This window comes from Mesorhizobium sp. 128a (genome assembly GCF_053848025.1).
Map to the genome: position 1 here is coordinate 96,687 of NZ_JBSPKY010000004.1, position 26,536 is coordinate 123,222.

The 26,536-nt window shown below is 61.9% G+C and carries 24 protein-coding genes; 12 read left to right on the forward strand and 12 right to left on the reverse strand.

What is annotated here, in order from left to right; genetic code table 11:
* Positions 1 to 77 precede the first annotated feature (77 nt).
* A complete protein-coding gene (gene dgcA / locus ACWTU9_RS09165; RefSeq protein WP_455858013.1) occupies positions 78 to 1,061 on the forward strand; it encodes an N-acetyl-D-Glu racemase DgcA in 984 nt (327 codons plus the stop codon).
* 68 nt (positions 1,062 to 1,129) lie between these two features.
* Here the strand turns inward: dgcA and ACWTU9_RS09170 are convergent, their stop codons facing one another.
* Both ACWTU9_RS09170 and ACWTU9_RS09175 read right to left on the reverse strand, forming a co-directional pair.
* The gene (locus ACWTU9_RS09170) at positions 1,130 to 2,347 is read right to left on the reverse strand and encodes an MFS transporter (RefSeq protein WP_455858014.1); all 1,218 of its coding nucleotides are present in this window, start codon (positions 2,345 to 2,347) and stop codon (positions 1,130 to 1,132) included.
* A gap of 103 nt (positions 2,348 to 2,450) precedes the next feature.
* Positions 2,451 to 3,266, reverse strand: coding sequence for a UDP-2,3-diacylglucosamine diphosphatase (locus tag ACWTU9_RS09175; protein WP_454576220.1), 816 nt, complete (start codon positions 3,264 to 3,266; stop codon positions 2,451 to 2,453).
* Between the two features lie 120 nt (positions 3,267 to 3,386).
* Between ACWTU9_RS09175 and ACWTU9_RS09180 the strand changes: the two genes are divergently transcribed.
* Positions 3,387 to 4,166 (forward strand): SDR family oxidoreductase, encoded by a 780-nt coding sequence (locus tag ACWTU9_RS09180; RefSeq protein WP_455858015.1) that lies wholly within the window; start codon positions 3,387 to 3,389, stop codon positions 4,164 to 4,166.
* A gap of 177 nt (positions 4,167 to 4,343) precedes the next feature.
* Positions 4,344 to 6,668 (forward strand): NADP-dependent malic enzyme, encoded by a 2,325-nt coding sequence (locus ACWTU9_RS09185; protein ID WP_455858016.1) that lies wholly within the window; start codon positions 4,344 to 4,346, stop codon positions 6,666 to 6,668.
* 5 nt (positions 6,669 to 6,673) lie between these two features.
* Here the strand turns inward: ACWTU9_RS09185 and ACWTU9_RS09190 are convergent, their stop codons facing one another.
* Positions 6,674 to 7,291 (reverse strand): DUF1287 domain-containing protein, encoded by a 618-nt coding sequence (locus tag ACWTU9_RS09190; RefSeq protein ID WP_455858017.1) that lies wholly within the window; start codon positions 7,289 to 7,291, stop codon positions 6,674 to 6,676.
* 204 nt (positions 7,292 to 7,495) lie between these two features.
* Here ACWTU9_RS09190 and ACWTU9_RS09195 point away from each other — a divergent pair, with 204 nt between their 5' ends.
* On the forward strand, positions 7,496 to 8,689 hold the full coding sequence (locus ACWTU9_RS09195) for a DUF2865 domain-containing protein (RefSeq protein ID WP_455858271.1): 1,194 nt from the start codon (positions 7,496 to 7,498) through the stop codon (positions 8,687 to 8,689).
* Here the strand turns inward: ACWTU9_RS09195 and gltX are convergent.
* Positions 8,607 to 9,980, reverse strand: a complete 1,374-nt coding sequence (gene gltX / locus ACWTU9_RS09200) for a glutamate--tRNA ligase (protein WP_455858018.1) — start codon at positions 9,978 to 9,980, stop codon at positions 8,607 to 8,609. The genes ACWTU9_RS09195 and gltX overlap by 83 nt on opposite strands.
* A 733-nt stretch (positions 9,981 to 10,713) precedes the next feature.
* On the opposite strand from gltX, the gene ACWTU9_RS09205 reads away from it, so the two are divergent.
* From ACWTU9_RS09205 to ACWTU9_RS09215, 3 genes are all read left to right on the forward strand, one after another.
* Positions 10,714 to 14,490 (forward strand): vitamin B12-dependent ribonucleotide reductase, encoded by a 3,777-nt coding sequence (locus ACWTU9_RS09205; protein WP_455858019.1) that lies wholly within the window; start codon positions 10,714 to 10,716, stop codon positions 14,488 to 14,490.
* A 365-nt stretch (positions 14,491 to 14,855) separates the two neighbouring features.
* Positions 14,856 to 16,136, forward strand: coding sequence for a hypothetical protein (locus tag ACWTU9_RS09210; protein ID WP_455858020.1), 1,281 nt, complete (start codon positions 14,856 to 14,858; stop codon positions 16,134 to 16,136).
* A gap of 56 nt (positions 16,137 to 16,192) precedes the next feature.
* The gene (locus ACWTU9_RS09215) at positions 16,193 to 16,981 is read left to right on the forward strand and encodes a hypothetical protein (protein ID WP_455858021.1); all 789 of its coding nucleotides are present in this window, start codon (positions 16,193 to 16,195) and stop codon (positions 16,979 to 16,981) included.
* Positions 16,982 to 17,191: 210 nt separating this feature from the next.
* Here ACWTU9_RS09215 and ACWTU9_RS09220 read toward each other — a convergent pair whose 3' ends face one another.
* Together ACWTU9_RS09220 and ACWTU9_RS09225 are read right to left on the reverse strand one after the other, a co-directional pair.
* On the reverse strand, positions 17,192 to 18,157 hold the full coding sequence (locus ACWTU9_RS09220) for a DUF3592 domain-containing protein (protein ID WP_455858022.1): 966 nt from the start codon (positions 18,155 to 18,157) through the stop codon (positions 17,192 to 17,194).
* A gap of 21 nt (positions 18,158 to 18,178) precedes the next feature.
* Positions 18,179 to 18,628 (reverse strand): lysozyme inhibitor LprI family protein, encoded by a 450-nt coding sequence (locus ACWTU9_RS09225; RefSeq protein WP_455858023.1) that lies wholly within the window; start codon positions 18,626 to 18,628, stop codon positions 18,179 to 18,181.
* A gap of 161 nt (positions 18,629 to 18,789) precedes the next feature.
* Here ACWTU9_RS09225 and ACWTU9_RS09230 point away from each other — a divergent pair, with 161 nt between their 5' ends.
* Positions 18,790 to 19,731, forward strand: coding sequence for a phosphoribosylaminoimidazolesuccinocarboxamide synthase (locus tag ACWTU9_RS09230; RefSeq protein WP_455858272.1), 942 nt, complete (start codon positions 18,790 to 18,792; stop codon positions 19,729 to 19,731).
* Positions 19,732 to 19,758: 27 nt separating this feature from the next.
* Here the strand turns inward: ACWTU9_RS09230 and ACWTU9_RS09235 are convergent, their stop codons facing one another.
* Both ACWTU9_RS09235 and ACWTU9_RS09240 read right to left on the reverse strand, forming a co-directional pair.
* A complete protein-coding gene (locus ACWTU9_RS09235; protein ID WP_455858024.1) occupies positions 19,759 to 20,367 on the reverse strand; it encodes a class I SAM-dependent DNA methyltransferase in 609 nt (202 codons plus the stop codon).
* Between the two features lie 23 nt (positions 20,368 to 20,390).
* Positions 20,391 to 20,564 (reverse strand): hypothetical protein, encoded by a 174-nt coding sequence (locus tag ACWTU9_RS09240; RefSeq protein ID WP_455858025.1) that lies wholly within the window; start codon positions 20,562 to 20,564, stop codon positions 20,391 to 20,393.
* A 104-nt stretch (positions 20,565 to 20,668) separates the two neighbouring features.
* Between ACWTU9_RS09240 and ACWTU9_RS09245 the strand changes: the two genes are divergently transcribed.
* Positions 20,669 to 21,613: a LysR family transcriptional regulator gene (locus tag ACWTU9_RS09245; protein ID WP_455858026.1), complete on the forward strand. Its 945-nt coding sequence runs from the start codon at positions 20,669 to 20,671 to the stop codon at positions 21,611 to 21,613.
* Between the two features lie 4 nt (positions 21,614 to 21,617).
* On the opposite strand, the gene ACWTU9_RS09250 is transcribed toward ACWTU9_RS09245, so the two are convergent.
* Both ACWTU9_RS09250 and ACWTU9_RS09255 read right to left on the reverse strand, forming a co-directional pair.
* Positions 21,618 to 22,124 carry a DUF2314 domain-containing protein gene (locus tag ACWTU9_RS09250; RefSeq protein WP_455858027.1) on the reverse strand — a complete coding sequence of 169 codons (507 nt, stop codon included), beginning with the start codon at positions 22,122 to 22,124 and terminating at the stop codon, positions 21,618 to 21,620.
* 153 nt (positions 22,125 to 22,277) lie between these two features.
* Positions 22,278 to 23,300, reverse strand: coding sequence for a glycoside hydrolase family 25 protein (locus tag ACWTU9_RS09255; protein WP_455858273.1), 1,023 nt, complete (start codon positions 23,298 to 23,300; stop codon positions 22,278 to 22,280).
* Here ACWTU9_RS09255 and ACWTU9_RS09260 point away from each other — a divergent pair.
* Both ACWTU9_RS09260 and ACWTU9_RS09265 read left to right on the forward strand, forming a co-directional pair.
* On the forward strand, positions 23,203 to 23,412 hold the full coding sequence (locus tag ACWTU9_RS09260) for a hypothetical protein (RefSeq protein ID WP_455858284.1): 210 nt from the start codon (positions 23,203 to 23,205) through the stop codon (positions 23,410 to 23,412). The genes ACWTU9_RS09255 and ACWTU9_RS09260 overlap by 98 nt on opposite strands.
* A 242-nt stretch (positions 23,413 to 23,654) precedes the next feature.
* Positions 23,655 to 24,569 (forward strand): hypothetical protein, encoded by a 915-nt coding sequence (locus ACWTU9_RS09265; RefSeq protein ID WP_455858028.1) that lies wholly within the window; start codon positions 23,655 to 23,657, stop codon positions 24,567 to 24,569.
* A gap of 1 nt (position 24,570) precedes the next feature.
* Here the strand turns inward: ACWTU9_RS09265 and ACWTU9_RS09270 are convergent, their stop codons facing one another.
* Entirely contained in the window at positions 24,571 to 24,768 is a 198-nt protein-coding gene (locus tag ACWTU9_RS09270) for a hypothetical protein (RefSeq protein ID WP_454576203.1), read from the reverse strand.
* A gap of 118 nt (positions 24,769 to 24,886) precedes the next feature.
* Entirely contained in the window at positions 24,887 to 25,285 is a 399-nt protein-coding gene (locus ACWTU9_RS09275) for a GFA family protein (RefSeq protein ID WP_455858274.1), read from the reverse strand.
* Between the two features lie 198 nt (positions 25,286 to 25,483).
* Between ACWTU9_RS09275 and ACWTU9_RS09280 the strand changes: the two genes are divergently transcribed.
* On the forward strand, positions 25,484 to 26,518 hold the full coding sequence (locus ACWTU9_RS09280; RefSeq protein WP_455858029.1) for an isopenicillin N synthase family dioxygenase: 1,035 nt from the start codon (positions 25,484 to 25,486) through the stop codon (positions 26,516 to 26,518).
* The last annotated feature ends 18 nt before the right edge of the window (positions 26,519 to 26,536 follow it).

The following is a 26,536-nucleotide window of genomic DNA, read 5'->3' on the forward strand; positions in this document are numbered from 1 at the left end:
GGCGTCCTGTTTAGCCTGACGGGTCGAGCCTGTCGATTTGCCGACAGGCTGATGTTGCATAGCCGGAGCAGAAAATTATGGCGCGTGTCATTTCGGTCGAGGCCGAGCGTTTTCCCATCGCCGGCACCTTCACCATCTCACGCGGATCGAAGACCGAAGCCGAAGTCATCACATGCACGATCAGCGATGGGGACAATCGCGGATGGGGCGAATGCGTCCCTTACAAGCGATATGGCGAGACCATGGACGGCGTGCGCGACGCCATCGAGGCGATGCGCCGGCAGATAGAAGGCGGCATCAGCCGGAAGGACCTGCTCGATGCGATGCCGGCTGGTGCTGCGCGCAACGCCATCGACTGCGCCTTGTGGGACCTGGAGGCGAAGACGAGCGGCATAGCGGTGGCGGACATTATCCACGCCATGCCCTTGTCGGCGCTGGAGACGGCCTACACGCTGTCGCTGGGCGAGCCGGAGGCGATGGCGGCGCAAGCCCGCGCCAATGCGGGGCGGCCGTTGCTCAAGGTTAAGATCGGCGGCGACAACGATGTTGCCCGCATCCGCGCCGTGACCGAAGCGGCGCCCGACAGCCGCATCATCCTCGACGCCAATGAAGGCTGGACCGATGCCAACATCGTCGAGAACCTAGCTTTTGCGGCCGATCACGGCATCACCCTGATCGAACAGCCGCTTCCCGCCGGTCATGACGCGATCTTGCGCCACATCGCGCACCCGTTGCCGATCTGTGCCGACGAAAGCGTGCACGAGGCCAAGGACCTCGAAGGACTTGTCGGCCTCTATGACGCCGTCAACATCAAGCTCGACAAATCCGGCGGCCTGACTGCTGCGCTTACCCTTCGTGACCGCGCCCGCGAACTGGGCTTCGAGGTGATGGTCGGCTGCATGGTCGGCACCTCGCTGGCGATGGCGCCGGCGGTGCTGCTCGCGCAAGGCGCCGAGTTCGTCGATCTCGACGGTCCGCTGCTTTTGGCGCGCGACCGCGATCCCAGCCTCGTCTACCAGGGGTCGCTGGTGTCACCGCCTGACAGGATGCTGTGGGGCTGAGCAATTCCAGGAAAAGTGCGAAGCGGTTTTCCGTCCGGAATTGCGTTAAAGACAAAAACCAGAGCATCTCACCGTCTGAGTGAAACGGTGAGATGCTCTGAGCGCGCGGCGAGCCCGATCAGCGCCAGGCCGGTGATGGCGATCGGGATCATCGCCAGGAAGCCGTCGACGCCGTAGCGCTCGTAAAGCGGGCCGGATGCCAGTGTCACCGCAGCCATGAAGAAGCCATTGAAGAAGTAGGCAATGCCTTGCGCGGCACCGGTGCGCTCTTCCGAAACCGTCTCGCCGATCATCCTCTGCAAGCCGATCAGCACCATCGCCACTGACACCGAGTGCAAGGTCTGGACGCCGAAGAAGCCGATAACGCCAAGCCCGAGCGGCCAGATCAGCGGAAAGGCGATCCAGCGCACGATCGAGCCGATACCGGCGATCAGCATCACCTTGACGACCGAGACGGAGGCGAAAATACGGTTGAAAAACAAAAACATGCAGACTTCGGCTACGACGCCCCAAGCCCATAGCAGGCCGATGACGGAGCCGCTGATGCCAATCGACTTCCAGTAGATCGATACGAAGCCGTAGAGAAAGGCATGGCTGGCGGTGATGATGCCGACGCCGAGGGTGAAATAGAGGAAATACGGGTTAAGCAGGCTGGGCGCCGAATGCTGGATGTCGGTGGCCGACAGCGGCGAGGCCCGGCGCGGACGGCCAAGGCGGGGCGCCAGCAGCCCGGCGACGAGTGCGGCTGCAAGCGACAGGAAGATGATCACCGGCACGGCCTGCACGCTTGTCCAGTACAGGATGAAGCCCCCGACGGCATTGGCGCAGAGATAGGAGATCGAGCCCCATTTGCGCATCGCCGTGTAGTTGGAACCGAAACGGCGCACGCCCGACAGCGCCAGTGAATCGGCGATCGGCGAATGCGGCGTCCACACCACCGTCAGCGCCAGCGAAACGGCAAGCACCATGACGTAGGTGGGGGTGAGGAAATAGCCGGCGGAAAGCACCATGGTTGCTGCCACCAGCGCGATATAGACGTCGGCCCTGTCCTTCGCCCGGTCGGCCAGTGCGGTGAGAAGCGGCGTCGTCACCACGCGCAAAAACATCGGCGCGGCCAGGATAATGGCGATCTGCTCGGCGTCAAACCCCTGAGCCTCGAGCCAAACCGGGAAAAAGGGCACATGCGTTCCCAGCGACACAAAGAGTGTCGCGAAGATCAGGCTCATACGCAGTTCGAAATGGCGCGGCTTGACGAGTTGTTCAGGCGAGAGCGGCGGCAGCGACATGAATCGATCCAATAACGCTGCACAAAGGGCTGCAACGCGCATCGATCCCTTAACATGCGGGGAAGCGAGTCGAAACTGCCTGGACTAACCGATTAACAGGGGTTCACGCCGCTTCGACGACCCTGTCCTCGATCAGCATCGGGATGAAGGGCTCGTCTGGCGCCTCGGGCAGGATTTTCGCCCAGTGGATGATCTCCATGCGGCCGTCGAAATGCTCGACCACCGCCGTGCAGCTCTCCACCCAGTCGCCGGTGTTGATGTACTGCACATCGCCGTAATTCTCGATCACGGCGTGGTGTATATGGCCGCAGATGACGCCGTCGACATGCGAGCGGCGCGCCTCGTCGGAGAGCACGGTCTGGAACGAGCCGATGAAATTGACCGCCCTCTTGACCCTTCCCTTTGCCCAGGACGAGAACGACCAGTAAGGAAGGCCTAACAGATGGCGGAGCTTCGTCACCACGCGGTTCACCATCATGGCCGCGTCATAGGCGTAGTCGCCGAGATACGCCAGCCAGCGCTGATTGTGGACGACGGTGTCGAACTGATCGCCATGGATGACCAGCAGGCGCCTGCCGTCGGCGGTTTCGTGGATGGCTCGGTCGGCAACGACGATGCCGCCGAAATGCACGCCCTGGAACTGGCGCGCGAACTCGTCGTGATTGCCGGCGATGTAGGTGATCGAGGTGCCCTTGCGCGCCTTGCGCAGCAGTTTCTGGACGACGTCATTGTGGCTCTGCGGCCAATGCCAGCTGCGCCGCAGCCGCCAGCCGTCGACGATGTCGCCGACGAGATAGATGATATCGGCGTCGTGATACCGCAGGAAGTCGATCAGGAACTCGGCCTTGGCCGCCTTAGATCCGAGATGCAGGTCGGATATGAACATGCTGCGGAAAGTGCGGGTTTCTGTGCTGGACATCAGATCGTCACCGTTGCTTTCGCGCAGGCTATGCCCCGATTCATGCAACAACCGTATGACGGTTGCGATTGGGCCAGCCAAAGAGCTAGCGTGCCGCGCCAATCACAGGAGAAAATCGTCATGGATCTCGGTATCAGGGGCAAGAAGGCCATTGTCTGCGCTTCAAGCAAGGGGCTCGGCCGCGGCTGCGCCATGGCGCTGGCCGAGGCGGGCTGCGATCTGGTCGTCAACGGACGCAATGCCGAACTGGTGGCGAAAACCGCCGCCGAACTGCGCGAACGCTACGGCGTGAAGGTGACGGAGATTATCGGCGACGTCTCGAAACCCGATGTACAGAAGGCACTCCTTGCCGCCTGCCCCGACCCCGACATTCTGGTCAACAACAATGGCGGTCCGCCGCTGCGCGATTTCCGCGAGCTCGACCGTGCAAAAATCCTCGAAGGCGTGACGCAGAACATGGTGACGCCGATCGAACTGGTGCAGGCTGTCATCGACGGCATGGCCAAGCGCGGCTTCGGCCGCATCGTCAACATCACCTCGCTGTCGGTCTATGTGCCGATCCCTGGCCTCGACCTGTCATCGGGTGCCCGCGCGGGCCTGACCTCGTTCCTGGCCGGCGTGGCGCGCACGGTGATCGACCGCAACGTAACCATCAACAGCCTGCTGCCGGGCAAGCTCGACACCGACCGGCTACGCGGCCCGCACGAGGCCGGCACGACGGAAGACCCGGCCGCTGCTGCCGCCCGCAAGGCCCGCATCAGCGCCGACGTTCCGGCCAAGCGGCTCGGCACGCCGGAAGAGTTCGGCCAGATCTGCGCCTTCCTGTGCTCGGTCCATGCCGGCTACCTCACGGGCCAGAACATCCCGGTCGATGGCGGCCTCTATGTCAGCGCATTCTGATCGACGCGCCTGCGAAGCAGCAGGAGTCGTTCGCGATGAAATCGGTATAAATATCTGATACAACGGCGCTTTCGACGTGCGGTGGCGGAAAGCTGACGGCGCGTCATTTAGCGTCGCGACAAACCTTGGCCGCATGCTAAAAGGACGCTGGCATAGCAGTTTCGAGGGAGCGGCCGCATGGAAGGCGACAACAAGAAACCGGCACGTTCGGACCTCGACGAAGCCGCCCTTTACTTCCACAAGCATCCGCGACCGGGAAAGCTCGAGATCCAGGCAACCAAGCCGCTCGGAAACCAGCGCGACCTGGCGCTGGCCTATTCGCCGGGTGTCGCAGCCCCGTGCCTTGAAATCCGCGACAATCCGGCGACCGCCGCCGACTATACGGCGCGCGCCAATCTGGTCGGCGTCGTCTCCAACGGTTCGGCGGTGCTTGGCCTCGGCAATATCGGCCCGCTCGCCTCCAAGCCGGTGATGGAAGGCAAGGCGGTGCTGTTCAAGAAGTTCGCCGGCATCGACGTCTTCGACATCGAGATCGACGCGCCCGGCATCGAGCGCATGGTCGAGACGATCTCGGCGCTGGAGCCGACCTTCGGCGGCATCAATCTCGAGGACATCAAGGCGCCGGAATGTTTTGAGGTCGAGGCGCAGTTGAAGGCGCGCATGAGCATTCCCGTATTCCACGACGACCAGCACGGCACCGCCATCATCGTCGCCGCCGCCGTGCTCAACGGGCTGGAATTCGCCGGCAAGACCATTTCCGACATCAAGATCGTCACCTCGGGCGCCGGTGCGGCGGCGCTCGCCTGCCTCAATCTGCTGGTCTCGCTCGGCGCCAAAGTTGAAAACATCTGGGTCACCGACCGGTTCGGCGTCGCCTACAAGGGCCGCACCGATGAGATGGACCGCTGGAAAGATCCCTATGTGAAGGACACCGAGGCGCGCACGCTGGCCGATGTGATCCCGGGCGCCGATGTCTTCCTCGGCCTGTCGGCGGCCGGCGTGCTGAAGCCGGAACTGCTGCAGCACATGGCGGAAAAGCCGCTGATCCTGGCGCTGGCCAACCCCAATCCCGAGATCATGCCGGAGACGGCGCGCGCCGCACGTCCGGACGCGATGATCTGCACCGGCCGTTCCGATTTTCCCAATCAGGTCAACAACGTACTGTGTTTTCCTTACATCTTCCGCGGCGCGCTGGACTGCGGCGCCAGCGCCATCAACGAGGAGATGAAGATGGCGGCGGTCCGGGCGATCGCAGCCCTTGCCCGCGAAGAGCCGTCCGATGTTGCGGCGCGCGCCTATTCCGGCGAGACCCCGATCTTCGGGCCTGACTTCCTGATCCCATCGCCCTTCGATCCGCGCCTGATCCTGCGCATTGCGCCAGCCGTGGCCAAGGCCGCCTGCGACACCGGCGTCGCGACCCGGCCAATCACCGATTTCGCCGCCTATATCGACCAGCTCAACCGCTTCGTCTTCCGCTCCGGTTTGGTGATGAAGCCGGTGTTTTCCTCGGCCAAGGCGTCGAGCGCCAAGCGCGTGATCTATGCCGACGGCGAGGACGAACGCGTGTTGCGCGCGGCGCAAGTGGTGCTGGAGGAAGGCATCGCCGAGCCAATCCTGATCGGTCGCCCGCATGTCATCGAGGTCAGGCTGAAGCGCTATGGCCTGCGCATCAAGCCCGGCGTCGATTTCGGCCTGATCAACCCCGAGGACGATCCGCGCTACCGCCACTATGTCGACCTGCTGATCGAGCTTGCCGGCCGGCGCGGCGTCACGACCGAAGCCGCGCGCACCATGGTGCGCACCGACAATACGGTCATCGCGGCACTGGCGCTGAAGCGCGGCGATGCCGACGCCATGGTCTGCGGCCTCGAAGGCCGTTTCGAGCGGCATCTGCGCAATGTGACGCTGGTCATCGGCGCTCGCCCCGGCGTCAAGGACCGCGATCTGTCGACGCTGTCGATGCTGATCTCGCAGCGCGGTATCATTTTCCTGACCGACACCCATGTCTCGGTCGATCCGACGGCCGAGGAAATTGCCGAAATGACCATTCTGGCGGCGGAGGAAATCCAGCGCTTCGGCATCGAGCCGAAGGCGGCGCTGCTCTCGCATTCGGATTTCGGCTCGCGCGATTCCCCCAGCGCCCTGAAGATGCGGCAGGCAGCGGCGATCCTGGCGCGGGTTGCGCCCGACCTGCAATGCGACGGCGAAATGCATGCCGACACCGCGCTGTCGGAGAATCTGCGCCAGCGCGTCTATCCGCATTCGCGGTTGAAGGGCGAAGCCAATCTGCTGGTGTTCCCGAACCTCGACTCCGCCAACATCACGCTGTCCGCACTGAGGACGATGATGGACGCGCTGCATGTCGGCCCGATCCTGCTCGGCACCGACAAGCCGGCGCATATATTGACGCCGTCGGTGACCTCGCGCGGCGTCGTCAACATGACGGCGCTGGCGGTGGTCGAGGCAGCGCACAAGGCGCAGGCGGTGGTTGATTTCGGCTGAGTTCCTCAGGCAGGCGCGAAGCGGTAGTGCCCGGTCTGCCTGAAGGCGAACAAAGTATCCTCTTGCCGGGCGCCCGCCCCGATATTGTGAATTACGAGCGGCCTTTCCGGCACGTCCGCCGAGCGTTCGGACGAGACGATGACGATGTGCGGCAGATTGCCGGGCAGCATCTGGGTGACGAGATCGCCTGGCTGAAAGTCGGCGGGCTCCTCGCTTACGGCCAAGGAAACGCCCTTGCGGCCGAAAAAGGCGGCAAGGTTGCCTACCCGTCGGTGGTCAATGTTGCGGTCAGTCGCTTTCAGGCCCCAGGTCTTGGGATAGGCCGCAAAATTGGCCGCCATGTCCTCATGCACCAGTTTCTGCAGGTCGAGAATGAAGGCGCGGCGATAGGCGCGCACGACGACATCCGTGCACACGCCCCGATCCGGCGCGACATCGCCGCCGGGATAGCCGAGCCGGACATAGGTCGGGTCGTAGAGAGTGGTGACGCCGATCTGCTCACGCGCGGCTTCGACCAGTCTGCTGCGCCAGTCCGGCGCGGCTGGCCTTTCCTGCGCGAGGGTGGGCGCCGCCAAGCAGACCAGACCGAATTGCAGTGCGGTTCGACGGCTGATCGTGGTCATGCCAGGCCCCGGGGCATTGCTTGATCGAGGGATATTTCCCGAGCGATTGCGCCTTTTTCATTGCAGCGGTGAGATGGCGCAGATGCGCCTTATCCGAACACCTCTTGCACCGCGTCTATGGGCTAAGACCATCTTTGGTTGTAGATTGAGGGAACGGTTAACCGCGAATCCGGTAGCATCGCGACAGGCAGGCAAGCGGGGTCTCTGGCAATGGCAGGCGGAAAGTGGACGCATTTGGCTGCGCTGCTTGGCGCGCTGGTGCTTTCGGCCGTCGCCGCCACCGAACCACAAGCCGCTTCGCGTGTCTGCCGGCAGCTGGAAGCCGAGCTTGCTTCTTCATCGAATGGCGGCGGCAAGTCTGGCATGGTGCGCAAGTATGACAACGCCATCGCCCGCCAGCTGGAACAATTGTCAAAGGTGCGCGGCCGGGCGAGCGATGCGAATTGCGGGTTTTCGCTGTTTTCGCGCAACGTCAGCCAATGTGCTGCGCTGAACAGCAGCATCGATCGCATGAACGCCAATCTCGACGCGTTGCAAGCCAAGCGCGCGCAGCTTGCCGGCGGCGGTTCGCGGCGCGACCGCGGCCGCATCCTGGCCGCGCTCGACGCCAATGGCTGCCGGGACGAGCCCGCGCCACGCCTGCAGGAGCAAGAAGCCAGCCGCGAACCCGACGACGGCAATCTGTTCGACCAGCTTTTCGGTGGCAACCGGGAGATCGACACGCTCGATCAGCCCGACGATCCCGACGAAGAACGCAATGTGCGCCGCGTGCTCAACCAGCCCGGCGTGCCGGATTTCCCGACGGTCGGCGGCGAGTTCCATACGAGCTGTGTACGCACCTGCGACGGCTATTTCTTCCCGATGTCGAATTCGGCTTCGCTGGGCGATTTCGAGCGTGATCAGAAAAACTGCGAATCGAGCTGCCCCGGCACAGAGATGCAGGTGTTCTATTCGCGCGGCATGGATGACGATTCGGCCAACATGACGTCATCGGTCACCGGCCGTCCCTACAGCGAATTGCCAACCGCCTATCTCTACAAAAAACCCGACATGTCGCGGCCCCTGGCCTGCGGCTGCAATTCGCAGGCTGGAAATTTCGAGATCATCGGCGGCAACCCGCCACCGCCCGAACAATCGCGGCCTGACACCCAGGCGACGCCGTTCATTCCGATGCCGGCCGCAAAGCCCGATGCGGGCGCGGATCCGGAGACGCTGGCCAACATGCAAGGCGGGCTCGACCGCGACGCCATCAAGCGCCTAGCCGTCAAACCGGTGGTATCGCCGGTGTCGCTGATCCCGCCCGACCAGCGCAAGGTCAGGGTCGTCGGGCCAGCGTTCCTTCCCGACCCAGCAGCGGCAATAGATCTGCAAGCTCCGGCCCGGAAGCAAGTCCGGTAAGCGCCAGCCTCAGAGGCATGAACAGCGCCTTGCCCTTGCGGCCACTGGCTTCCCTGATCCTGGCCGTCCAGTCCTTCCAGACCGTGCCGGTCCATGGCTCTTCCGGCAAGAGGTCGAAAGCCTGCTGCAGGAAGTCGCGATCCTCGTCGGAAAATTCCGGCGCCGGCTGCGGCCCGTCGGCAAGGATACGCCACCAGCCGGCCGCATCGCTCAGCCGGTCGATATTGCCGCGCACCGCCAGCCAGAACGGTTCGGCCTTGTCGCCCGAGATGCCGAGCACAATCAGCCGGTCCTGCGCCTCGGCGAATGGCATGTGATGCATGAGCGCGCGATTGAGCACGAACAGCTCGTCCGGGTCGAATTTGGCCGCCGATTTCGACGTTGCGGCGGGATCGAAGCGCTCGGCGAGTGCCGGCATGTCATGCATGGCCGCGACATTTTCCGAGGTGCCGACAAGCACGGCCAGAGAAGCGACCGCCATCGGTTCGATGCCGTCCTCGCGCAGGCTCTCGATCGACAGCGCGCCGCTGCGCTTCGACAGGCCCTCACCCGAGGCCGTGGTCAGCAGATTGTGGTGGCCGAACACAGGCGGCTCGGCGCCCAGCGCCTTGAACAGCGCGATCTGCACGCCGGTGTTGGTGACGTGGTCGTCGCCGCGGATAACGTGGCTGACCCCCATATCGATATCATCCACTACCGAAGGCAGCGTGTAGAGATAGGTGCCGTCCTCGCGCCGCAGCACCGGATCGGACAGCGAGGCGAGGTCGACGGTTTCCTCGCCGCGCACCAGATCCTCCCAGTGGATTTCGGTGCGTTCCGGCTGCAACGGGTCGCTGGTGAAGTTGGGCAGCAGAAAGCGCCAGTGTGGCCGGCGCCCGTCCGACCGGTACTCGGCGATCTGCTGCTGCGAAAGCGTCAACGCCTCGCGGCCATAGACCGGCGGCAGGCCGCGCGTGCGGCGCACCTTGCGGCGCAGGTCGAGTTCTTCAGGGGTTTCGTAGCAGGGATAGAGCACGCCTGCCGCCTGCAGCCGTTCAACCACCGCGTCGTAAGCTTCGAAGCGCCGCGACTGGTATTCGGTGGCGTCGGGGAAAATGCCCAGCCAGTGCAGGTCGTACAGGATGGCGTCGGAAAATTCCTGCTTCGAGCGGCCAATGTCGGTGTCGTCGAAACGCTGAATGAAACGGCCCTTGTTGTTCATGGCAAACAGCCAGTTGAACAAGGCGGTGCGGGCATTGCCGATATGAATGCGGCCGGTTGGTGAGGGGGCAAAACGGACGGTAACTGTCATGGGCGGGGCGTAACGGATGCTCTTGGAATTGACAAGACGCGCCCCCGCGCGACGCCAAAGACATAATGCACGCCAGCTAAAATGAAAAGGCTGTGAGCCGAATCCGGCCGGGCCTGTCCCCGGTGAACCGCTCACCAGTGATGTACGCCGGCAAAACCGGGCTTTCCCCAGCCGCTTTCTATCCCCGTTATCCACATATGTGACACACAAGATGTTGGGGTCACAAAAGCTACGTAAACGAATCCTTGACGACGCAAACCGAGTCGCCTTTTATATGCCATGTGCTCTTGTTGAGGGCGCGACCGGAGAGTTTAGAGCCCGGTCTTTTTTCCCGGATTTTGTGCGTTTTTGCCCAGATTTTCGCCTGTTTACGAGGTTGGCGGAAGCGTTGGGATCGTGGGGCTTGGGGTGACGAAAGGGAGAATTGTCGGACTGGAAAAAATCATCTGTTAACACTATATTTAGTGTTTGCAGGCAGTCTCGACGCTAGATAGTGTGAACCTCCCTCCAGCGAGGGAATCGATCAAAGTTTCAGTTTTGAGGGACCCGTGGGTCGGCCTGCAGCCAGGGTAAGCGCCTGAAGAGGTGTTTGCCAGTTCGCTGCTTGGCGCCCGCGACGAGGAGAGTGTCGGTGTTGCTTGCAGCACCGGCAAACGGCGGACCGTGCTTTTCGCCATGTGGGGCAGAAATCCCTGGGGAAAAGCGCTATATATAGACAAAAGGGATCGGACCAATGCGCATCGAGCGTCGTTTCACCAAGCAAGGGCAATCGGCTTACGCGGAGATCGAATTCCGCAAGGCGCTTTCGGAGATCAAGAATCCGGATGGCTCGGTGGTGTTCCGTCTCGATAACATCGATGTGCCGGCGCAGTTTTCCCAGGTTGCCGCCGACATTCTGGCGCAGAAGTATTTTCGCAAGGCCGGCGTGCCTGCGCGCCTGAAGAAGGTCGAGGAGAACGACGTCCCGTCCTTCCTGTGGCGCTCCGTCGCCGACGAGGCCGAACTGGCAAAACTGCCGGAGGCCGAGCGCTACGGTTCCGAGATCGACGCTCGCCAGGTCTTCGACCGGCTGGCCGGTACCTGGACCTACTGGGGCTACAAGGGCGGCTACTTCAAGTCGGAAGACGATGCGCTGACCTTCCGCGACGAGCTCGCCTACATGCTGGCCACCCAGCGCGTGGCGCCGAATTCGCCGCAATGGTTCAACACCGGCCTGCATTGGGCTTATGGCATCGATGGCCCAAGCCAGGGCCACTACTATGTCGACCCGTTCACCGGTAAGCTGACCAAGTCGAAGTCCTCCTACGAGCATCCGCAGCCACATGCCTGCTTCATCCAGGGCGTGCAGGACGATCTCGTCAACGAGGGCGGCATCATGGATCTGTGGGTGCGTGAAGCGCGCCTGTTCAAATACGGCTCCGGCACCGGCTCCAACTTCTCGCTGCTGCGCGGCGAAGGCGAAAAACTGTCGGGCGGCGGCCGCTCGTCCGGCCTGATGAGCTTCCTCAAGATCGGCGACCGCGCGGCGGGCGCCATCAAGTCGGGCGGCACGACGCGCCGCGCGGCGAAAATGGTCATTGTCGACGCCGACCACCCCGATATCGAGGAATTCATCGACTGGAAGGTCAATGAAGAGCAGAAGGTCGCCTCGCTGGTGACAGGATCCAAGATCGTCAAGAAGCATCTCGAAGCGATCATGAAGGCCTGCATCAATTGCGACGGCAATGCCGACGATTGTTTCGATCCGGCGCTCAACACCGCGCTGAAGCGCGAGATCAAGGCGGCCAAGAAGTCTGCGGTGCCGGAGAACTACATCTATCGCGTCATCCAGTTCGCCAAGCAGGGCTACACCTCGATGTCGTTCAAGACCTACGACACCGACTGGGATTCCGACGCCTACCTCACCGTTTCCGGCCAGAACTCCAACAATTCGGTGTCGCTGAAGGACAATTTCCTGCGCGCCGTCGAGGACGATGCCGACTGGCACCTGACCGCCCGCAAGGACGGCAAGGTGCTGAAGACGCTCAAGGCGCGCGACCTCTGGGAAAAGATCGGCTATGCCGCCTGGGCGTCTGCTGACCCGGGCCTGCATTTCAACACGACGATGAACGACTGGCACACCTGCGCTTCGGCCGGTGCGATCCGGGCCTCCAACCCGTGCTCGGAATACATGTTCCTCGACGACACAGCCTGCAATCTCGCCTCGATCAACCTTTTGCCCTACCGTAACGCCGACGGCACGATCGATATCGCTGCCTATGAGCACACGGTGCGGCTGTGGACCGTCGTTCTGGAAATCTCCGTCATGATGGCGCAGTTCCCGTCGAAGGAGATCGCCAAGCAGTCCTACGAATACCGCACGCTCGGCCTCGGCTATGCCAACATTGGCGGTCTCTTGATGACGTCCGGCATTCCCTATGACTCGGACGAGGGCCGCGCCATCTGCGCCGCACTCACCGCCATCATGACCGGCGTCGCCTATGCCACCTCGGCCGAGATGGCGTCGGAACTCGGCGCCTTCGCCGATTACGACCGCAATGCGCAGAACATGCTGCGCGTCATGCGCAACCATCGCCGCGCTGCCTACGGTGAAAAGGGCGGCTACGAGAAGCTTGCCGTCAACCCGGTGCCGCTGGTCGCTTCCGATCTGAAGCAGCCGGAACTCGCAGCGCACGCCAAGGCTGCCTGGGACCGCGCCATCGAGCTCGGCGAGGAGCATGGCTACCGCAATGCGCAAGCAACCGTGATCGCGCCGACCGGCACGATCGGCCTAGTCATGGATTGCGACACCACCGGCATCGAGCCCGACTTCGCGCTGGTGAAGTTCAAGAAGCTCGCCGGCGGCGGCTACTTCAAGATCATCAACCGCGCCGTGCCGGAAGCACTGCGCACGCTCGGTTACTCCGAAAGCCAGATCGCCGAGATCGAGGCCTATGCGGTCGGCCACGGCAACATGAACCAGGCGCCGGCGGTCAACCCCGGCTCGCTCAAGGCGAAGGGCTTTACCGATGAGAAGATCGCGGCGCTGAATGCGGCGCTGAAGTCGGCCTTCGACATCAAGTTCGTCTTCAACCAGTGGACGCTCGGCGCCGACTGGGTGAAGGAAACGTTCGGGTTCACCGACGAGCAGCTCAACGATTTCTCGTTCGAGATGCTGCCGGCGCTGGGCTTCTCGAAGAAGAACATCGAGGCCGCCAACATCCATGTCTGCGGTGCGATGACCCTGGAGGGCGCGCCCTTCCTTAGGGCGGAGCACCTTGCCGTGTTCGACTGCGCCAGCCCGTGCGGCAAGATCGGCAAGCGTTCGCTGTCGATCAACAGCCACATCCAGATGATGGCGGCCGCACAGCCCTTCATCTCCGGCGCCATTTCCAAGACCATCAACATGCCAAACGACGCGACGGTGGAGGACGCCAAGGGCGCCTACATGCTGTCGTGGAAGCTGGCGTTGAAGGCCAACGCGCTCTACCGCGACGGCTCGAAACTCTCGCAGCCGCTCAATTCGTCGCTGCTCGCCGATGGCGAGGAGGATGAGGACGATGCGGTCGAGCAGCTGATCCAGGCCCCGGCGGCGGCGCGCGCGGCGCAGATCACCGAGCGGATCGTCGAGCGCATCATCGAGCGCGTTTCGCGTGAGCAGGAAAAGCTGCCGGGACGCCGCAAGGGCTACACGCAGAAGGCCAAGATCGGTGGCAACACCATCTTCCTGCGCACCGGCGAATATGACGATGGCCGCCTCGGCGAGATCTTCATCGATATGAACAAGGAAGGCGCAACGCTGCGCGGCCTGCTCAACAACTTCGCCATCGCCATCTCGCTCGGCCTGCAGTACGGCGTGCCGCTCGACGAATATGTGCACGCCTTCACCTTCACCAAGTTCGAGCCGGCCGGCATGGTGCAGGGCAACGACGCCATCAAGAGCGCGACGTCGATCCTCGACTACGTGTTCCGGGAACTCGCCATCTCCTATCTCGGTCGCAACGACCTCGCCCATGTCGACCAGTCGGACTTTTCCAACACGGCACTGGGACGTGGCATCAGCGAAGGCAAGACGGACGCGGTCTCCAAGGGCCTGACCCGCGGTTCGCCGGTGAAGCTGGTGTCCCGCGCGGCAAGCAGCGATCCGAAGGGCTTTGCCGGCGGTTCGGCGAGCACCCCTGCCCGCTCGGCGCCCACCGCCTTCTCCGGCTCCAACGTGCTGGCGCTGAAGCCGGCCAGCGACGAGGCGGTTGCCTACAAGCGTGACTATGAGGAGCGTGCCAGGGAACTGGCCGAGGACATCGCCTTCGAGGAGAACGCGGCTTCCACCGACGCCACCGCAGCACTGTTCACCGACGCCGCAGCCAACGAAGCGGCCGAGGCAAAGAAACTCGCCGCCGACCGCCGCGCCAAGTCGCTGCTGCAAGGCTACACCGGCAATTCCTGCTCCGAGTGCCAGAATTTTACCATGGTAAGGAATGGGACTTGCGAGAAGTGCGATACGTGCGGCGCCACGAGCGGGTGCAGCTGAGTAAGGTTTGGCTTGGTTGATTTAAGAAGCCCGAGACCATCGTCTCGGGCTTCTTATTGTGTGCAATATGACAACACATTCGACTTGGGTCCTACAAACCAAAATTAGATATCAGGCCGCCCCCGTTCTCGCGCGTCGTCCATGTCGTGAGGCATAGAGCAGTGCAGTTCACGTGGTCCGGGTTTCGACAGGGAGCCTCTCGTCCGCAGTTGAAGGCATCTAACGCCTTAGGCCAAAACCCAATCACACAGAACGACTGATTTCGACCGATTGCGGGCGGCCGAACAGCCCGTCAGAAGATCGAGGTCTGATTCGCGCTATTTAACTCGCTATTTAAGAAGAAAACTTTGCGCTAGCATGCGGCCATGACAGTGAGGGACATCCCACAGAGAAGCATCGAACGCGAACTGCTAGATCTTCTTCTAGCCTCGATGTTCAAGACAATGACGGACGGTACGATACATAAGTTTCTTTTCGGCAAGCCCGGTGCTCCTCCCTTTGAAAGGCGGTTTGGAACGGAGGTCCACTACAGCCGTCGAGGCCTGCAAAGCGCCGCCATCTTCGCGCGTGAGAAAGGGCCGAGTTTCCTGCGAATGCTGCCAATGGGGCAAATCGAAAACAGGCTTACGAATTTCGTCTCCGAAAATTATTGGCACATGATGGATGACGCCTTTTTTCCCCGCTTTACAGGGCCATTTTCCCAAGTCGTTTCTGAATCGGCCAAAGCCAAATTGGAGGAGGCAATAAAGGGCTCTGATCTGTTCAAGGCTGAAGACGTCCTTACGATCTACCCCATTGTGCCACTCACGGTGAAGGAGGACTTTGACGGCGGCGCCTTTTTCCTCATTGCTCCGTCGTCGCTTGCGGGAAAGGTGCCGACGGCTTTTCCCCAAAAGTTATTGCTGCCCAATCAGTTTCCACCGTTTTCGGACCACGAGGGGGATAAGCACACGCCTGCGGCCTGGTTAGGGACACGGGCGAAAACTTCCTTCGCTGCCGGAAAGACTAAGGCTACGGTTTTAGGCGCTCTTGCGCTGCTTCCCCATCATTTTGAACGATACATCTTCACTGGCAGAAAGGTTTTTGGTGGGAGGGCCTCTTTTGAAGGCGGCGGTTATTCTTTCGGCTTTCACGCCTCCGAAACGCCACCGCTCTCGGAAGACATAGTTCTGACTGAAAATGACAAATCCTGGCTCGAAATCTTAGCCAAGAAGCTCAATTCCGACCAGAAGCAGGACCGTAAGCACACGAAGGCCCTCGAATACTTCTATCGCGCTTGGGGACCAAGCCCGGTTGCACGCTTTCCGACCCTCTTTATGGCACTAGATGCAATCTTTGGTGATGCCAGCCAAGCGACCCAAGCTGTCGTGGCGTCCGTGGCTCCTCTCATTGGCCCAGAATACGACTATGCGAGACTGAAGAAAATGATGAGTTTGCGGGGGTCGGTCATGCATGGTGGCGCGCCCGACGTAGTCGAGTCTGACAAATACCATGATTACTACGTCGATTACGGTGAGGACCCGATTTCTGATCTTGAAAATATTGCTTCAAAATGCCTGCGGCAAGAGATTTTCGGCAGCGCGATGGAGGAGAGGCCGCATACTTATGCCGAACTCATCAAGGAGAAGACAGGGCGCATTGTCTAAACGGGACTAGCCAGACACCGGACTAGGTCACCGGCTCGAATCGCAGGGGAATTCAATTGAACCAGACGGCTGCACGGTGCTGGATTTGTGAGTCGCCAGCTGACAGCGCGGAACATCGGCTGAAGAAAGCCGATATCGTACGCGCCTACGGACCGGGTCCTTATGTCGGCGATCGTAGGCCCGTGCACGTCGTCGGCGGTACCGTCACTCCCATACAGGGGCCGCGTTCGGCTGCTATCAAGTACACTCAGTTTCTTTGTCACGACTGCAATACATCGCGCACGCAGCAGTATGACATCGCATACGACCGCCTAATAAGTTGGGTATTCGCCAATGAGCAGATCGTGCTGAAAAGGCGGCTAATCGATTTCAACGAAGTCTACGGCTTGGATTGGGCAGAGATGCAAACCGATCTCTACAAGTATTTCGTGAAGACCTTCGGCTGCAGGTTGGTTGACGCCGGCATGCCCGTTCCCCAAGACCTCATTGCTCTTCTGCCTCGGAGCTGTTTCCCCACGGCTCTCAGGATCACTTTCTCGGTCAATGAGGACATCGTCCTGATGCCACCTGCGGATCGCAACGGGTTCATCGGCAAGGGCAATCTGTACCCGCTTCAGTCGCGATCAGACCCGGCCGTCACGAACGGGTATGCTTGGTGCGAACATGTATCCTGGTTCACGATCAACCATTGGTACGGCATACATCCAGAGGGAGGAACAGGTGCCTCTTGGGTCGCGGACGCACAACATATAAATTTGGGAAGCACTAGCCCGCTTACAGACGAGGAACGCGCTGATTTCCTGGTAAAGATACGAGAAAGAGAGGCAGAGTTCCCGGCGGACTGAACTCCGGCGTAACGCTACGATTCGATGGGCTATCTGCTCAGTCCTTCCGCGCCGCTTCTCGACCGGCTCTTCCGGATCTCGATTCACCTCAGTTGATGGGATCGGGCCGGAGGTCAGGTTCAAGCGCAACGTGCTCGTTCTGGGAGATGAGCCGAATGGCTACCTCCACCCGTCTCGGCCGTCGGCGGCAGTCGGCTGATTGAGTTTCCCCTAGACCAACCCGACCAGCCAGGTCGCGCCGCCGAGAAATCCTGCTGAACAGACCCATAGCACCCACAGCCCGCGCACCCGGCATTCGAGCACGGCCGAGGAGGGGTTGGCGGGGTCATAGTGCACGTCGACCTTGCTGCCTTCGGCGTAGCGTTGCGCCTGGCCGCTGACGAGGGCCGGTATCGAGGCCAGCACGTAGGCGCCGAAAGTGACGCGGGCGGCGGTGTAGCGCCGGCCGGCGACCTCGTAGCTGTAGACGATGCGGGAGCGGAAGACGGGGCGCCAGCGCCGGTAGCCGTTGTCGATCCGGACCGTCTCAAGACCCGACGCATCGATGCGGCCGGCAGTCACCGGCCATTTCGTTGCTCGTTTTGCCAGCACCTTATGGGCGATGCCCATGAGCAGGGCGAACAGCCCGATGAACATGAGAAACACTGCGATGCCGAGGTTTTCCGGCTTGGGCAGATGCGACCGGATCGCCTCCAGAACGCCACTGAGCGAAAACACCAGCAGCACAGCGCCGATCACCAGGCCGGCTGACAGCTTGACCATGAATTTGAAGGCGCCCTCAGGCAAGCTGCGCTCGATCACGGCCTTGCTCGGATCGGCCGGATTGTAGAACACGGTCACCGCGGCGCCGGTAGGAAACTGCGCCAGCGTTTCTTCGACTTCGAAGTTCCCCAGATTCTCCTTCACGCTGTAGCGCGAACCGCGAAATTTCTTGGTCCCCACCTTGTATTCGAAGGTGATCGCCGGAAAATTCCTGACTTCAGTGACCTTTTCGCTGTCCGGCCCAACGCCCGACACCTTAACTTTGCGCGCCTCGACGCGCGACGAAATGATCTTTCCCGGCGTCGGCAGCCAGTGGCTCATCGCCTGCACCTCGCGCCATTTGACGAAGGTGATAAGCGACAGCACGACTGCCACCACGCAGACAAACCCGACGATCAGAAACTGCAGTTCCACCCCACCCCCCTTGCCTCTCGATCAATCCCCTAAGGCCATAACCGCGACATATCCCTCCAGCTGAAGCGCCCGATCGCGGATGACGTTCGTGGCGTCGGCGGCCTGCATCGGCACAAACATGGTGCCTTCCCTGGTTTCGTAGAGCGCGTCTCGGGCCTTGGTCTCGGTGTCGCGAAAGGCCAGCCACGCGCGCTGCGTTTTCTGAAGCTGTCGAGCAGCCTCATGCGGCAGCTTGTGCATCAGCGTCGCATAGGCGGCATTCATCCGCCGATCATAGTCAGCCGATGCCGCCGCCTCACAATCGGTCTGGCCAGCAGTCGACCCGTGGGCCGGATCGTTGAGGCAGCGGTCGAGAGTGTCAGCTGTCGGGTCTCGATCAGTCGAGGCCGCAGCGGCTGCTGACGACGAGATTGCCAGCACCAGCGCTGCCGTGATGGCAAGACGTTTGGGTCCGCGTTCCGCTATCCGCATTTCGCCTCCGAAGCATGATTGCGCTATTATGAGAAGCCATCGACGCCTGTCCACACAGCACGTTACGCGGCGCCTCTTGCTCGGGTATCGAAGCGCCACCGACTTTGTTAATAGTCCCCGAAACCTCACGTCGTTGGGAGCCACGACACCGAATGACAGCACTGCGCGTTCTCTCCGATGCCTTCATCCCGGAACTGCCGAATCACTACAAAGGCAAGGTCCGCGAGAATTATGATCTGCCGGATGGCCGCCGCATCATCATCGCCACCGACCGGCTGAGCGCTTTCGATGTGATCCTGACGGCGATCCCGCTCAAGGGAGAGTTGCTGACGCAGACGGCGCGCTACTGGTTCGAGGAAACCGCAGATATCTGCCCGAACCATGTGCTCGATTATCCCGACCCCAATGTCGTCGTCGGCACCCGGCTCGACATATTGCCGGTGGAAATCGTCGTTCGCGACTACCTCGCCGGCACCACCAGCACTTCAGTGCTGACGAAATACAAGAACGGTGAGCGCGATATGTACGGCATCCGGCTGCCGGACGGACTGCGCGACAATGAGAAGCTGCCTCAGGCCATCATCACGCCGACCAGCAAGGCGCTCGATGGCGGTCATGACGAGCCGTTGACGCGGGACGATATCCTGACGCGCGGCCTGTTGTCGGAAGAGCAATGGGACACCGTCTCGCGCTATGCACTGGCGCTGTTTGCGCGCGGCAAGACGCTGGCCGCTGAACGCGGCCTGATCCTGGTCGATACAAAATATGAGTTCGGCACGAACAGGGATGGCACCATCATCCTTGCCGATGAAATCCACACGCCCGACTCAAGCCGTTACTGGCTCGCCGAAAGCTACGAGCGACGTTTCAAGGCTGGCGAGCGGCCGCAGAGTTTCGACAAGGACTTTATCCGCGCCTGGGTCACGGCGCGCTGCGATCCCTACACGGATCGTATCCCGAAAATCCCGGCCGAGCTGATCGAGCAGACGTCACGGGTCTATACGCAGGCATATGAAACCATCACCGGCAAAACCTTCGTCCCCGATCTGTCTGGCAAGACGGTGCTCGACCGCATTCGCGAGAATTTGAAGCCTTACTTCTGACCGCTGGCGGCAGCAGCCCACGACGCGTCATGTCGGCCTCACTGCCAGGAAGGTGGTCCACTCGTCGCGATCGCGGCCAATGTTGAATTCGTCGCCGACAAGGACCAGACCGGAGGCTTCGAGGCGGTCGACGAAATCGTCCCTGCGCCAGTAGACCGTATGATATTCGCCGCTTGTCTCGCCATCGCCAATGCGCATCGAGACGAGGAAGGCGCCGCCCGGCCGCAGCGATCCGGCTATCTTGGCAAGCACCTGGTCGGTCTGCTCGCGCGGCACATGGATCAGGACGCAGAGCGCCAGGACTGCGTCGTAGGGGCCACCGAGATCGTCGGTGATGAGATCGAGAAACTCACCGTGCTTGCCTCGTGCGGACTGCAGCTCCAGAAAGCGCCTTGTCGCATCGGTGCGTCGGACCTTGACGCCGAGCCCCTCGACGAAGTCCGCATCATATCCAGGTCCCGACCCGACTTCCAGAATCCGGCCGCCTTTGCCGGCAATTTTCACCAGGCGCTTCAGCCATTTCTGTTCTCTTTGGTTCGGAACATGCCGCACCAGCGCGTCGTAGCGTTCGGCATAGTCTTCATAGGCGTTGATCGTCTGGCGGCTCTTGGCCAAGTCCTCGGACAACACAGTCATCTTTCCCTTCCTTGGGAGCTTGCTTAGCGAATGGTGCCGGGAGGCACGCGTCCGTCAAGCATACCGATATCCCTGAGGAAATGATCCGACAGCGAGCGGTGGTCGAGCAGGCCGCGCTTGCGGGGTCTGAACGGAGCGGTGAAGAGGTCGAGCACCGGGCGGCGAAGCGTGTTGTAGGGAGCGATGGTGGTGGTCATTGCCGTTTCCTCCAGGGTTCGATTTGATGAACACAACATGCCGTTTTCCGGTCTTGGTTTCCAATCGAACGTCGCGTAGTATGCATCAGGAGGATTGATGCGTCATGAGCTGGGAGCTACCACCATTAGGAGCCATCAGGGTCTTTGAAGCCGCCGCGCGACTGGGCAGTTTCACCAAGGCTGCCGAAGAGCTCGGCATGACCCAGTCCGCCGCCAGCTATCAGATCAAGGTGCTGGAAGAACGCGCCGGAACGCCGCTTTTCATAAGAAAAACAAGGCAGATTGCCCTGACCGAGGCAGGACAACAGCTGGCGCCGCTCGCATCCGGCGCGTTCTCGGCCTTGGCCGATGCATGGGTCGCAACCAAGGGCGGGGCGACCGGCGTGCTGTCCGTGACAACCATGGAAACATTCGCATCGAACTGGCTGGCCGTATGGCTTGGAACATTCCAGCTGATGCATCCCGACCTTGCCGTGAAGGTGAATACGTCGCATGGGCTGGTCGATTTCACGCGCGGCGACATGGATGTCGGCATTCGCACCGGCAGTGGAAAATGGCCCGGCCTGACGGCGCATTATCTGTTCAAGGCGGACTACACGCCGATGCTCAGCCCCAAGCTCGCCGAGAGCGTCGGCGGCATCCACCGCCCCGAGGATCTCTACAAGGTGCCGCTCTGCTGTGCCGACGATCCGTGGTGGGAAATCTGGTTCAAAGCGGCAGGCGTGCCGTTCGAGCCCGATCGCATCATGGCCGGCCCGAAGCTGGGTACGCAGGCCTATGATGCGATGGCGGCGCTGACCGACCGGGGCGCCGCGATCCTCACCAAGAACCTTTACAGCGAGCTTTTGGCAAAGGGCCAGTTGATACAGCCATTCGACGTGCTTGGATCGGATGGCGACGGCTATTGGCTGGTGCACCTGGAGACCCGCCGCAACACCCCCAAAATCAAGGTGTTCCGCGACTGGGTGCTGGCGCAGACGGCAGAGATACGGGAGCACGAACGGCGTGATGTCCCTCAAAGCGCGGCGATGGAGCTCGCCCGCGCCTAGGTCCTCAATCCTTGAAGGTCAGCCCGTATTTTGCAACCTGCTCCTTCGGCATGTCCGCAAGCGCCTGGCGGGTTGTGTAGCCGCCGTAGATCACCTTGCCGTTCTTGATCATCCAGTCCTCGACGTCGGCTTCAGCCACCGTCATCCTGTCGCCCATCTGGTACTTGTTGCCGTTGACCGGCACGTCGGCGAGCAGGCCGATATAGGAGCCGTCGCTGTAGCCGACCAGCTGCAGCCAGATATGCTCGGTGGCGCCGTTCTGGGTCAGCGGGAATTTCACCGTGTAGGTGCCGGGCGTGCCGGCAGCCATCAATTCGTGAAAGCGCTTGAGGGTAGAGCGGCCGCTGTTCTTGGCAGCCTGCATCGCCTCGTCCTCGGTGGAATAGGAAACGACGTTTTGCTTCGACTCCGCCAGCGAAGCGCCACTGCCGCCCGGCATATGCCCGAGCGCATTGAAAAATCCGTAGCCGACGGCGGCGACAACAGCGATGGCCACAATTGGATTGCGCATGAACCCCTCCGAACCCGATCACGGGCACGTTACCGGAGGGCTGTTGCGATACAGCTAAAGGACAGGGTGAGCGGATCGTTAGCGAAAAGCGAAAAATTCAAGCCAAGGCACCCAGACGGCCGCGGTGCTGCCGGCGATAGCTCGCGCGAGCCCTCAGTTGGCGTCGGCCATGGTCGTCTGCCCACCTGCCCATGCCCGCCAGGCGCGCTCGTCGCCGTGGAAGACGTTGAGGTCGATGCGGCCGGTCACGCCATGCGACAGGCCGGAGCCGGAATACTGCCAGAACAGCCACTTGCGGCCCGGATAGACCTTGGACGGGTGCCGCGCCACCGCGCGCAGCCAGAACGGATAGTCGAGAAAAGCGCCCTTGAGGTTGTCGCGATAGAAATCGGGGCTGGTGTAGATGATGGGCCGCTGGCCGTAATGGCGCTCGAGCTTGTCCATGAACACCTGCATCTTCTCCAGCACCGTCGCGCGCGAAGGCCGCCGCTTGCAGGAGGATTCGCCGTTCCATTCGACATCGATCACCGGCGGCAGCGCGCCGTCCATCTTCGGCACATTGCGAATGAACCAATCGGCCTGCTCGCCGGCGGTGCGGCACCAGTAGAAGAAATGATAGGCGCCACGTTTCAGGCCGGCAGCATCGGCATTGCGCCAGTTCTTCATGAACATCGGATCGAGATGGTCGCCGCCATCGGTCGCCTTGATGTAGGCGAAGTTGGCGCCCTGAGCGCGCAGCTTGCTCCAGTTGACGTTGCCCTGCCAGCGCGAAACGTCGACGCCGTGCACGGCAAGATAGCGCGGCGACGCCTTGCCGAAATTGATCGGCTTGGCATCGCGAAAGCCGTAGCGGGTGACGGGCGCAGCCAGCATGGCAGGCGCCGCGCGGGTCAGCCGCTTCGGCGGAGACATCAAGGCAACCGGCTCGACCGGCGGCTGGGCGTTTTCCTGAGGTGTGTCGGCGACGATGGCCTCTTCTTCCTCGACCATGGAAAAGGGCGGCGCATTGTCGGCCACAGCGTTGTCGGCCACCATGTCGGACCGCATTGGTGCTAGTTCGGCCACCGCCGGAGCCGCTGTGACCGGCGCTCTTGGCCGCACGACCGAACTGGTCGTCTCGTTCGACGGCTGCAAGGCATCGACGCCCGCTGTGGACGAGCAGCCGGCAAGGCACAGCGATGCCACCATAAAACTGACGACGCCTGAAATCCGCATCTGGACCTGTACGCAAAACACAACAGACCGATGGCAAACAGACGCCGCCGGACAAACCGGCTTCGATTACTAACGATAAATTGCCAATAAAGTTTGAATCGAATATTAGCCATAAGCCAGATCTTCCTTCTCCCTTGTCGAGCCCGAAGGGAGAGCGCAGCGGCTGACTGGCTCCGGGCGACGCTTCAGAGCCGAGACGGAGTGATGGCGTCAGAAAATGTCTCGGCTCCAGCTCACCATCCCGCTTGACAAGTCCCGCGTTAATATTACCCTGCGCTAACCTTACATTGTAAGGTTACGAACCGGGAGGAAACCATGTCGTCCGCCGCTCTGTCCGAATTGCAGCCAGTTGCCCTGCCAGAACCGCATCAACCCGCCATCGCAATGGAGGACGTCTCCCGCGATTTCAGCCGCGTCATCGAACGCGCCGAGGTCAATGCCTGGCTCGATCTCTATCGCGCCGTACCGGCCGACTTTGCCGCGCGGCTCGGACTGGCGGTTGCCGAAGACGGCGATCTGGTCTGGACCACATGCACGGCAATCCCGTTCATCCATTTCAACTGCGTCAAGAATATCGGCGTCGATGGCCCGGCCAGCGAGAACCAGCTTGACGCGCTGTTGGCGCATTACCGCGCCGCCGGCATTGCGAGGCCGTGGTTCTATGACAATCCGCACGCCGAGCCTTCTGCGCTCAGATGCTGGCTCGAGGCGCGCGGCCTGCAGCGCCTGAGCGGTTGGGAACGGATTTTTCGCGAGGCAGCACCTCTGGCGGCTGAACCGCTTTTCCCGATCGAGGGCGTTTCGGTCGAGCGGGTGACGCGGGCAACGGCAAGCGAATGGGCAGGCTTCATCGACAGCCAGTACCGGCTGCCGACCTCACCATGGCTTAAGGCGCTGGTCGGCCGACAGGGCTGGAATCATTACATTGCGCGGCGGGACGGCGTCGCGGCCGCGGTGCGCTCGCTGTTCATCGGCGCTGACGGCACGGCCTGGAGCGGCATCGACGCGCCGGTACCCGGCATCATGGCGCCAAGCTTCGATCTCGATGCCATGCTCGGCGAAGCCATGGTGCGCGACGGCCTTGCGGCCGGCGCGAAACTGTTTGTCGCCGACATCGAGGCGCCGCACCCCGACCGCGACGGCCCGGCCTATCGCAACTATGCGCGGCTCGGTTTCAAGCTGGCCTATTTTCGCAGCCATTACAGCTATTTGCCGGCAAGTTCGGGCTGACCTACCTGCCCAGCCATTCCCGAAGGCAGGTCTTGGCCACCACATGCGCCGGCGGCACCGACGGCTCGTCGGCGGCGGGGCGGCGGTGGCGTTCGAGCAGGAGGCGCACCTGTTCGGGACGCACGCGATCACGCTCCATCACAAGCAGGACCATCGGATCGCTCAAAAGCTCGTCCAGGGTGTTGATTCTGTCGCTCATCGGTCGTCTCCTCGAATACCGGGCCCGCAGCCGATAGATAGGCAGGCAATCATGGCCCGCCAATGACGCTTTGCCGGCTATGTCGTGTTTTCGGGATTAATTTCCGATAAGGCCTGCGTCAGTTGGGAGGCGGCGCACCTTCATGTTGCGGCAGCCCGTCATCGAGCCGCAGCCAGGGCTGCTTCGAGGCCGTCCACATATGCATTTCGGGCTTGAACAGCGAGGGATCGTCGAGCGAGCCGGTGGTGATGCCGACGATGCCGGCGGAATCGCGCCGGGAAAACAGCGTCGTGCCGCAAGCGGCGCAAAAGCCGCGCTTGAGGTCCGGTGAGGTGTTGACCGTCGCCACCTGGCCCTCGACGGTGACGTCATCGATGCGAAACAGCAGACGCGCGTTAAAGGCCGCGCCGATGACCTTCTGGCAGCGCCGGCAATGGCAGACGCGCTGATTGACCGGCGGCGCCTCAGCACCATAACGCACCGCCCCGCACAGGCACCCACCCTCATATTTCGCCATCATCTGAACCCGTCGCGCTGGAGATCCCTGGAAAGTATCGACTGGCAGCTTTCGGTCAATTGAAAAGCCCTGATGGCGCTATCGATTGCGCTGATACGACCGAAGGGCTGTTGCTGGCCCAACGCAGGGAGCGGCGAAGCATTGACAGCCAGCCGGCGGCCGCGCCTGTTTTATCGCAGGGCCGACCGGGAGGAAATCATGGCGCAGGACATCGAAACCATTGCGGTCGCGGATCTGTTCGGACCGCCCTCGCCCGGCCGCGACCAAACCGATGCGCGGATCATGGCTGCTGCCTCCGGCATCGGTTTCATGGCGATCCGGGATTTTCCTGGCGATCACTGGCTGACACGGGACAAGCGATTGCTGCTGCTCAATATCTTCACCCTGCCCGATGCGGAGAAGGCAAAGCTGCTTCGCTGGAATTTCGATCGCACGAAGAAGAACGTCTATCGCGGGTGGTTCCCACTGCAGCCGACGGCCGTCTCCTACAAGGAAGGCATCGATATAGGCCCGGACATTGCGCATGCGCCCACCAACGCCGCCGACGATGCGGGCGACCCGCTGCGCGAGCCGACTCCATTGCCGTCCGAAGCGGCACTGCCTGGCTGGCGCGCTTCTGCCGCACAGTATTACCAGGCGATGGAAGCGCTGGGCAACGCGCTGATGCGCTCGATCGCGCGCGGGCTCGATCTGCCGGAAACCATCTTCGATGCGGATTTCGACGGCGGCATCTCGACGTTGCGGCTGATCCGCTATCCCTTGCGCGACGCCAACAGCGGTGTCGATCTGAGCGCGCCGGAGTTTTCCGTCGTCCACAAGGGCGAGACGCGCACCATCATCGGCCGCGAACATGCCGATTCCGGCTTCGTCACCTTGCTGGCGCAAGACGGCGTCGAGGGGCTGCAAGCCAAAAACCCTGCCGGCGAATGGATCGATGTGCCGCCCGCCGACGGCACGCTGGCGGTCAATTTCGGGCAGTTGCTCGAGCGTTGGACCGGCGGTCGTGTGCGGGCGACGCGGCACCGGGTGATTGCGCCGAAGACGGCGCGCTACTCGATTCCGTTCTTCTATGAGCCGCGGGTCGATGCGGAGATCGCGCCGCTCCCGCTGGCAGATGCGGCACCCTTCGAGCCGTTCCTCTATGGCGATTATCTCTGGGACTCCGCCACGAACTTCGTCGAGATGAGCGGCATCAAGCATTTGCGCGCGCCGCGCCGGCCCAAGGCTTCGTAGGTGCAGAAAACCGGCCGT

Bases quoted from the DNA above. Each gene is read 5' to 3' on its own strand.
- dgcA (WP_455858013.1), top strand. From the start codon at position 78: ATGGCGCGTGTCATTTCGGTCGAGGCCGAGCGTTTTCCCATCGCCGGC.
- ACWTU9_RS09170 (WP_455858014.1), bottom strand. From the start codon at position 2,347: ATGTCGCTGCCGCCGCTCTCGCCTGAACAACTCGTCAAGCCGCGCCAT.
- ACWTU9_RS09175 (WP_454576220.1), bottom strand. From the start codon at position 3,266: ATGTCCAGCACAGAAACCCGCACTTTCCGCAGCATGTTCATATCCGAC.
- ACWTU9_RS09180 (WP_455858015.1), top strand. From the start codon at position 3,387: ATGGATCTCGGTATCAGGGGCAAGAAGGCCATTGTCTGCGCTTCAAGC.
- ACWTU9_RS09185 (WP_455858016.1), top strand. From the start codon at position 4,344: ATGGAAGGCGACAACAAGAAACCGGCACGTTCGGACCTCGACGAAGCC.
- ACWTU9_RS09190 (WP_455858017.1), bottom strand. From the start codon at position 7,291: ATGACCACGATCAGCCGTCGAACCGCACTGCAATTCGGTCTGGTCTGC.
- gltX (WP_455858018.1), bottom strand. From the start codon at position 9,980: ATGACAGTTACCGTCCGTTTTGCCCCCTCACCAACCGGCCGCATTCAT.
- ACWTU9_RS09205 (WP_455858019.1), top strand. From the start codon at position 10,714: ATGCGCATCGAGCGTCGTTTCACCAAGCAAGGGCAATCGGCTTACGCG.
- ACWTU9_RS09210 (WP_455858020.1), top strand. From the start codon at position 14,856: ATGACAGTGAGGGACATCCCACAGAGAAGCATCGAACGCGAACTGCTA.
- ACWTU9_RS09225 (WP_455858023.1), bottom strand. From the start codon at position 18,628: ATGCGGATAGCGGAACGCGGACCCAAACGTCTTGCCATCACGGCAGCG.
- ACWTU9_RS09235 (WP_455858024.1), bottom strand. From the start codon at position 20,367: ATGACTGTGTTGTCCGAGGACTTGGCCAAGAGCCGCCAGACGATCAAC.
- ACWTU9_RS09240 (WP_455858025.1), bottom strand. From the start codon at position 20,564: ATGACCACCACCATCGCTCCCTACAACACGCTTCGCCGCCCGGTGCTC.
- ACWTU9_RS09245 (WP_455858026.1), top strand. From the start codon at position 20,669: ATGAGCTGGGAGCTACCACCATTAGGAGCCATCAGGGTCTTTGAAGCC.
- ACWTU9_RS09250 (WP_455858027.1), bottom strand. From the start codon at position 22,124: ATGCGCAATCCAATTGTGGCCATCGCTGTTGTCGCCGCCGTCGGCTAC.
- ACWTU9_RS09265 (WP_455858028.1), top strand. From the start codon at position 23,655: ATGTCGTCCGCCGCTCTGTCCGAATTGCAGCCAGTTGCCCTGCCAGAA.
- ACWTU9_RS09270 (WP_454576203.1), bottom strand. From the start codon at position 24,768: ATGAGCGACAGAATCAACACCCTGGACGAGCTTTTGAGCGATCCGATG.
- ACWTU9_RS09275 (WP_455858274.1), bottom strand. From the start codon at position 25,285: ATGGCGAAATATGAGGGTGGGTGCCTGTGCGGGGCGGTGCGTTATGGT.
- ACWTU9_RS09280 (WP_455858029.1), top strand. From the start codon at position 25,484: ATGGCGCAGGACATCGAAACCATTGCGGTCGCGGATCTGTTCGGACCG.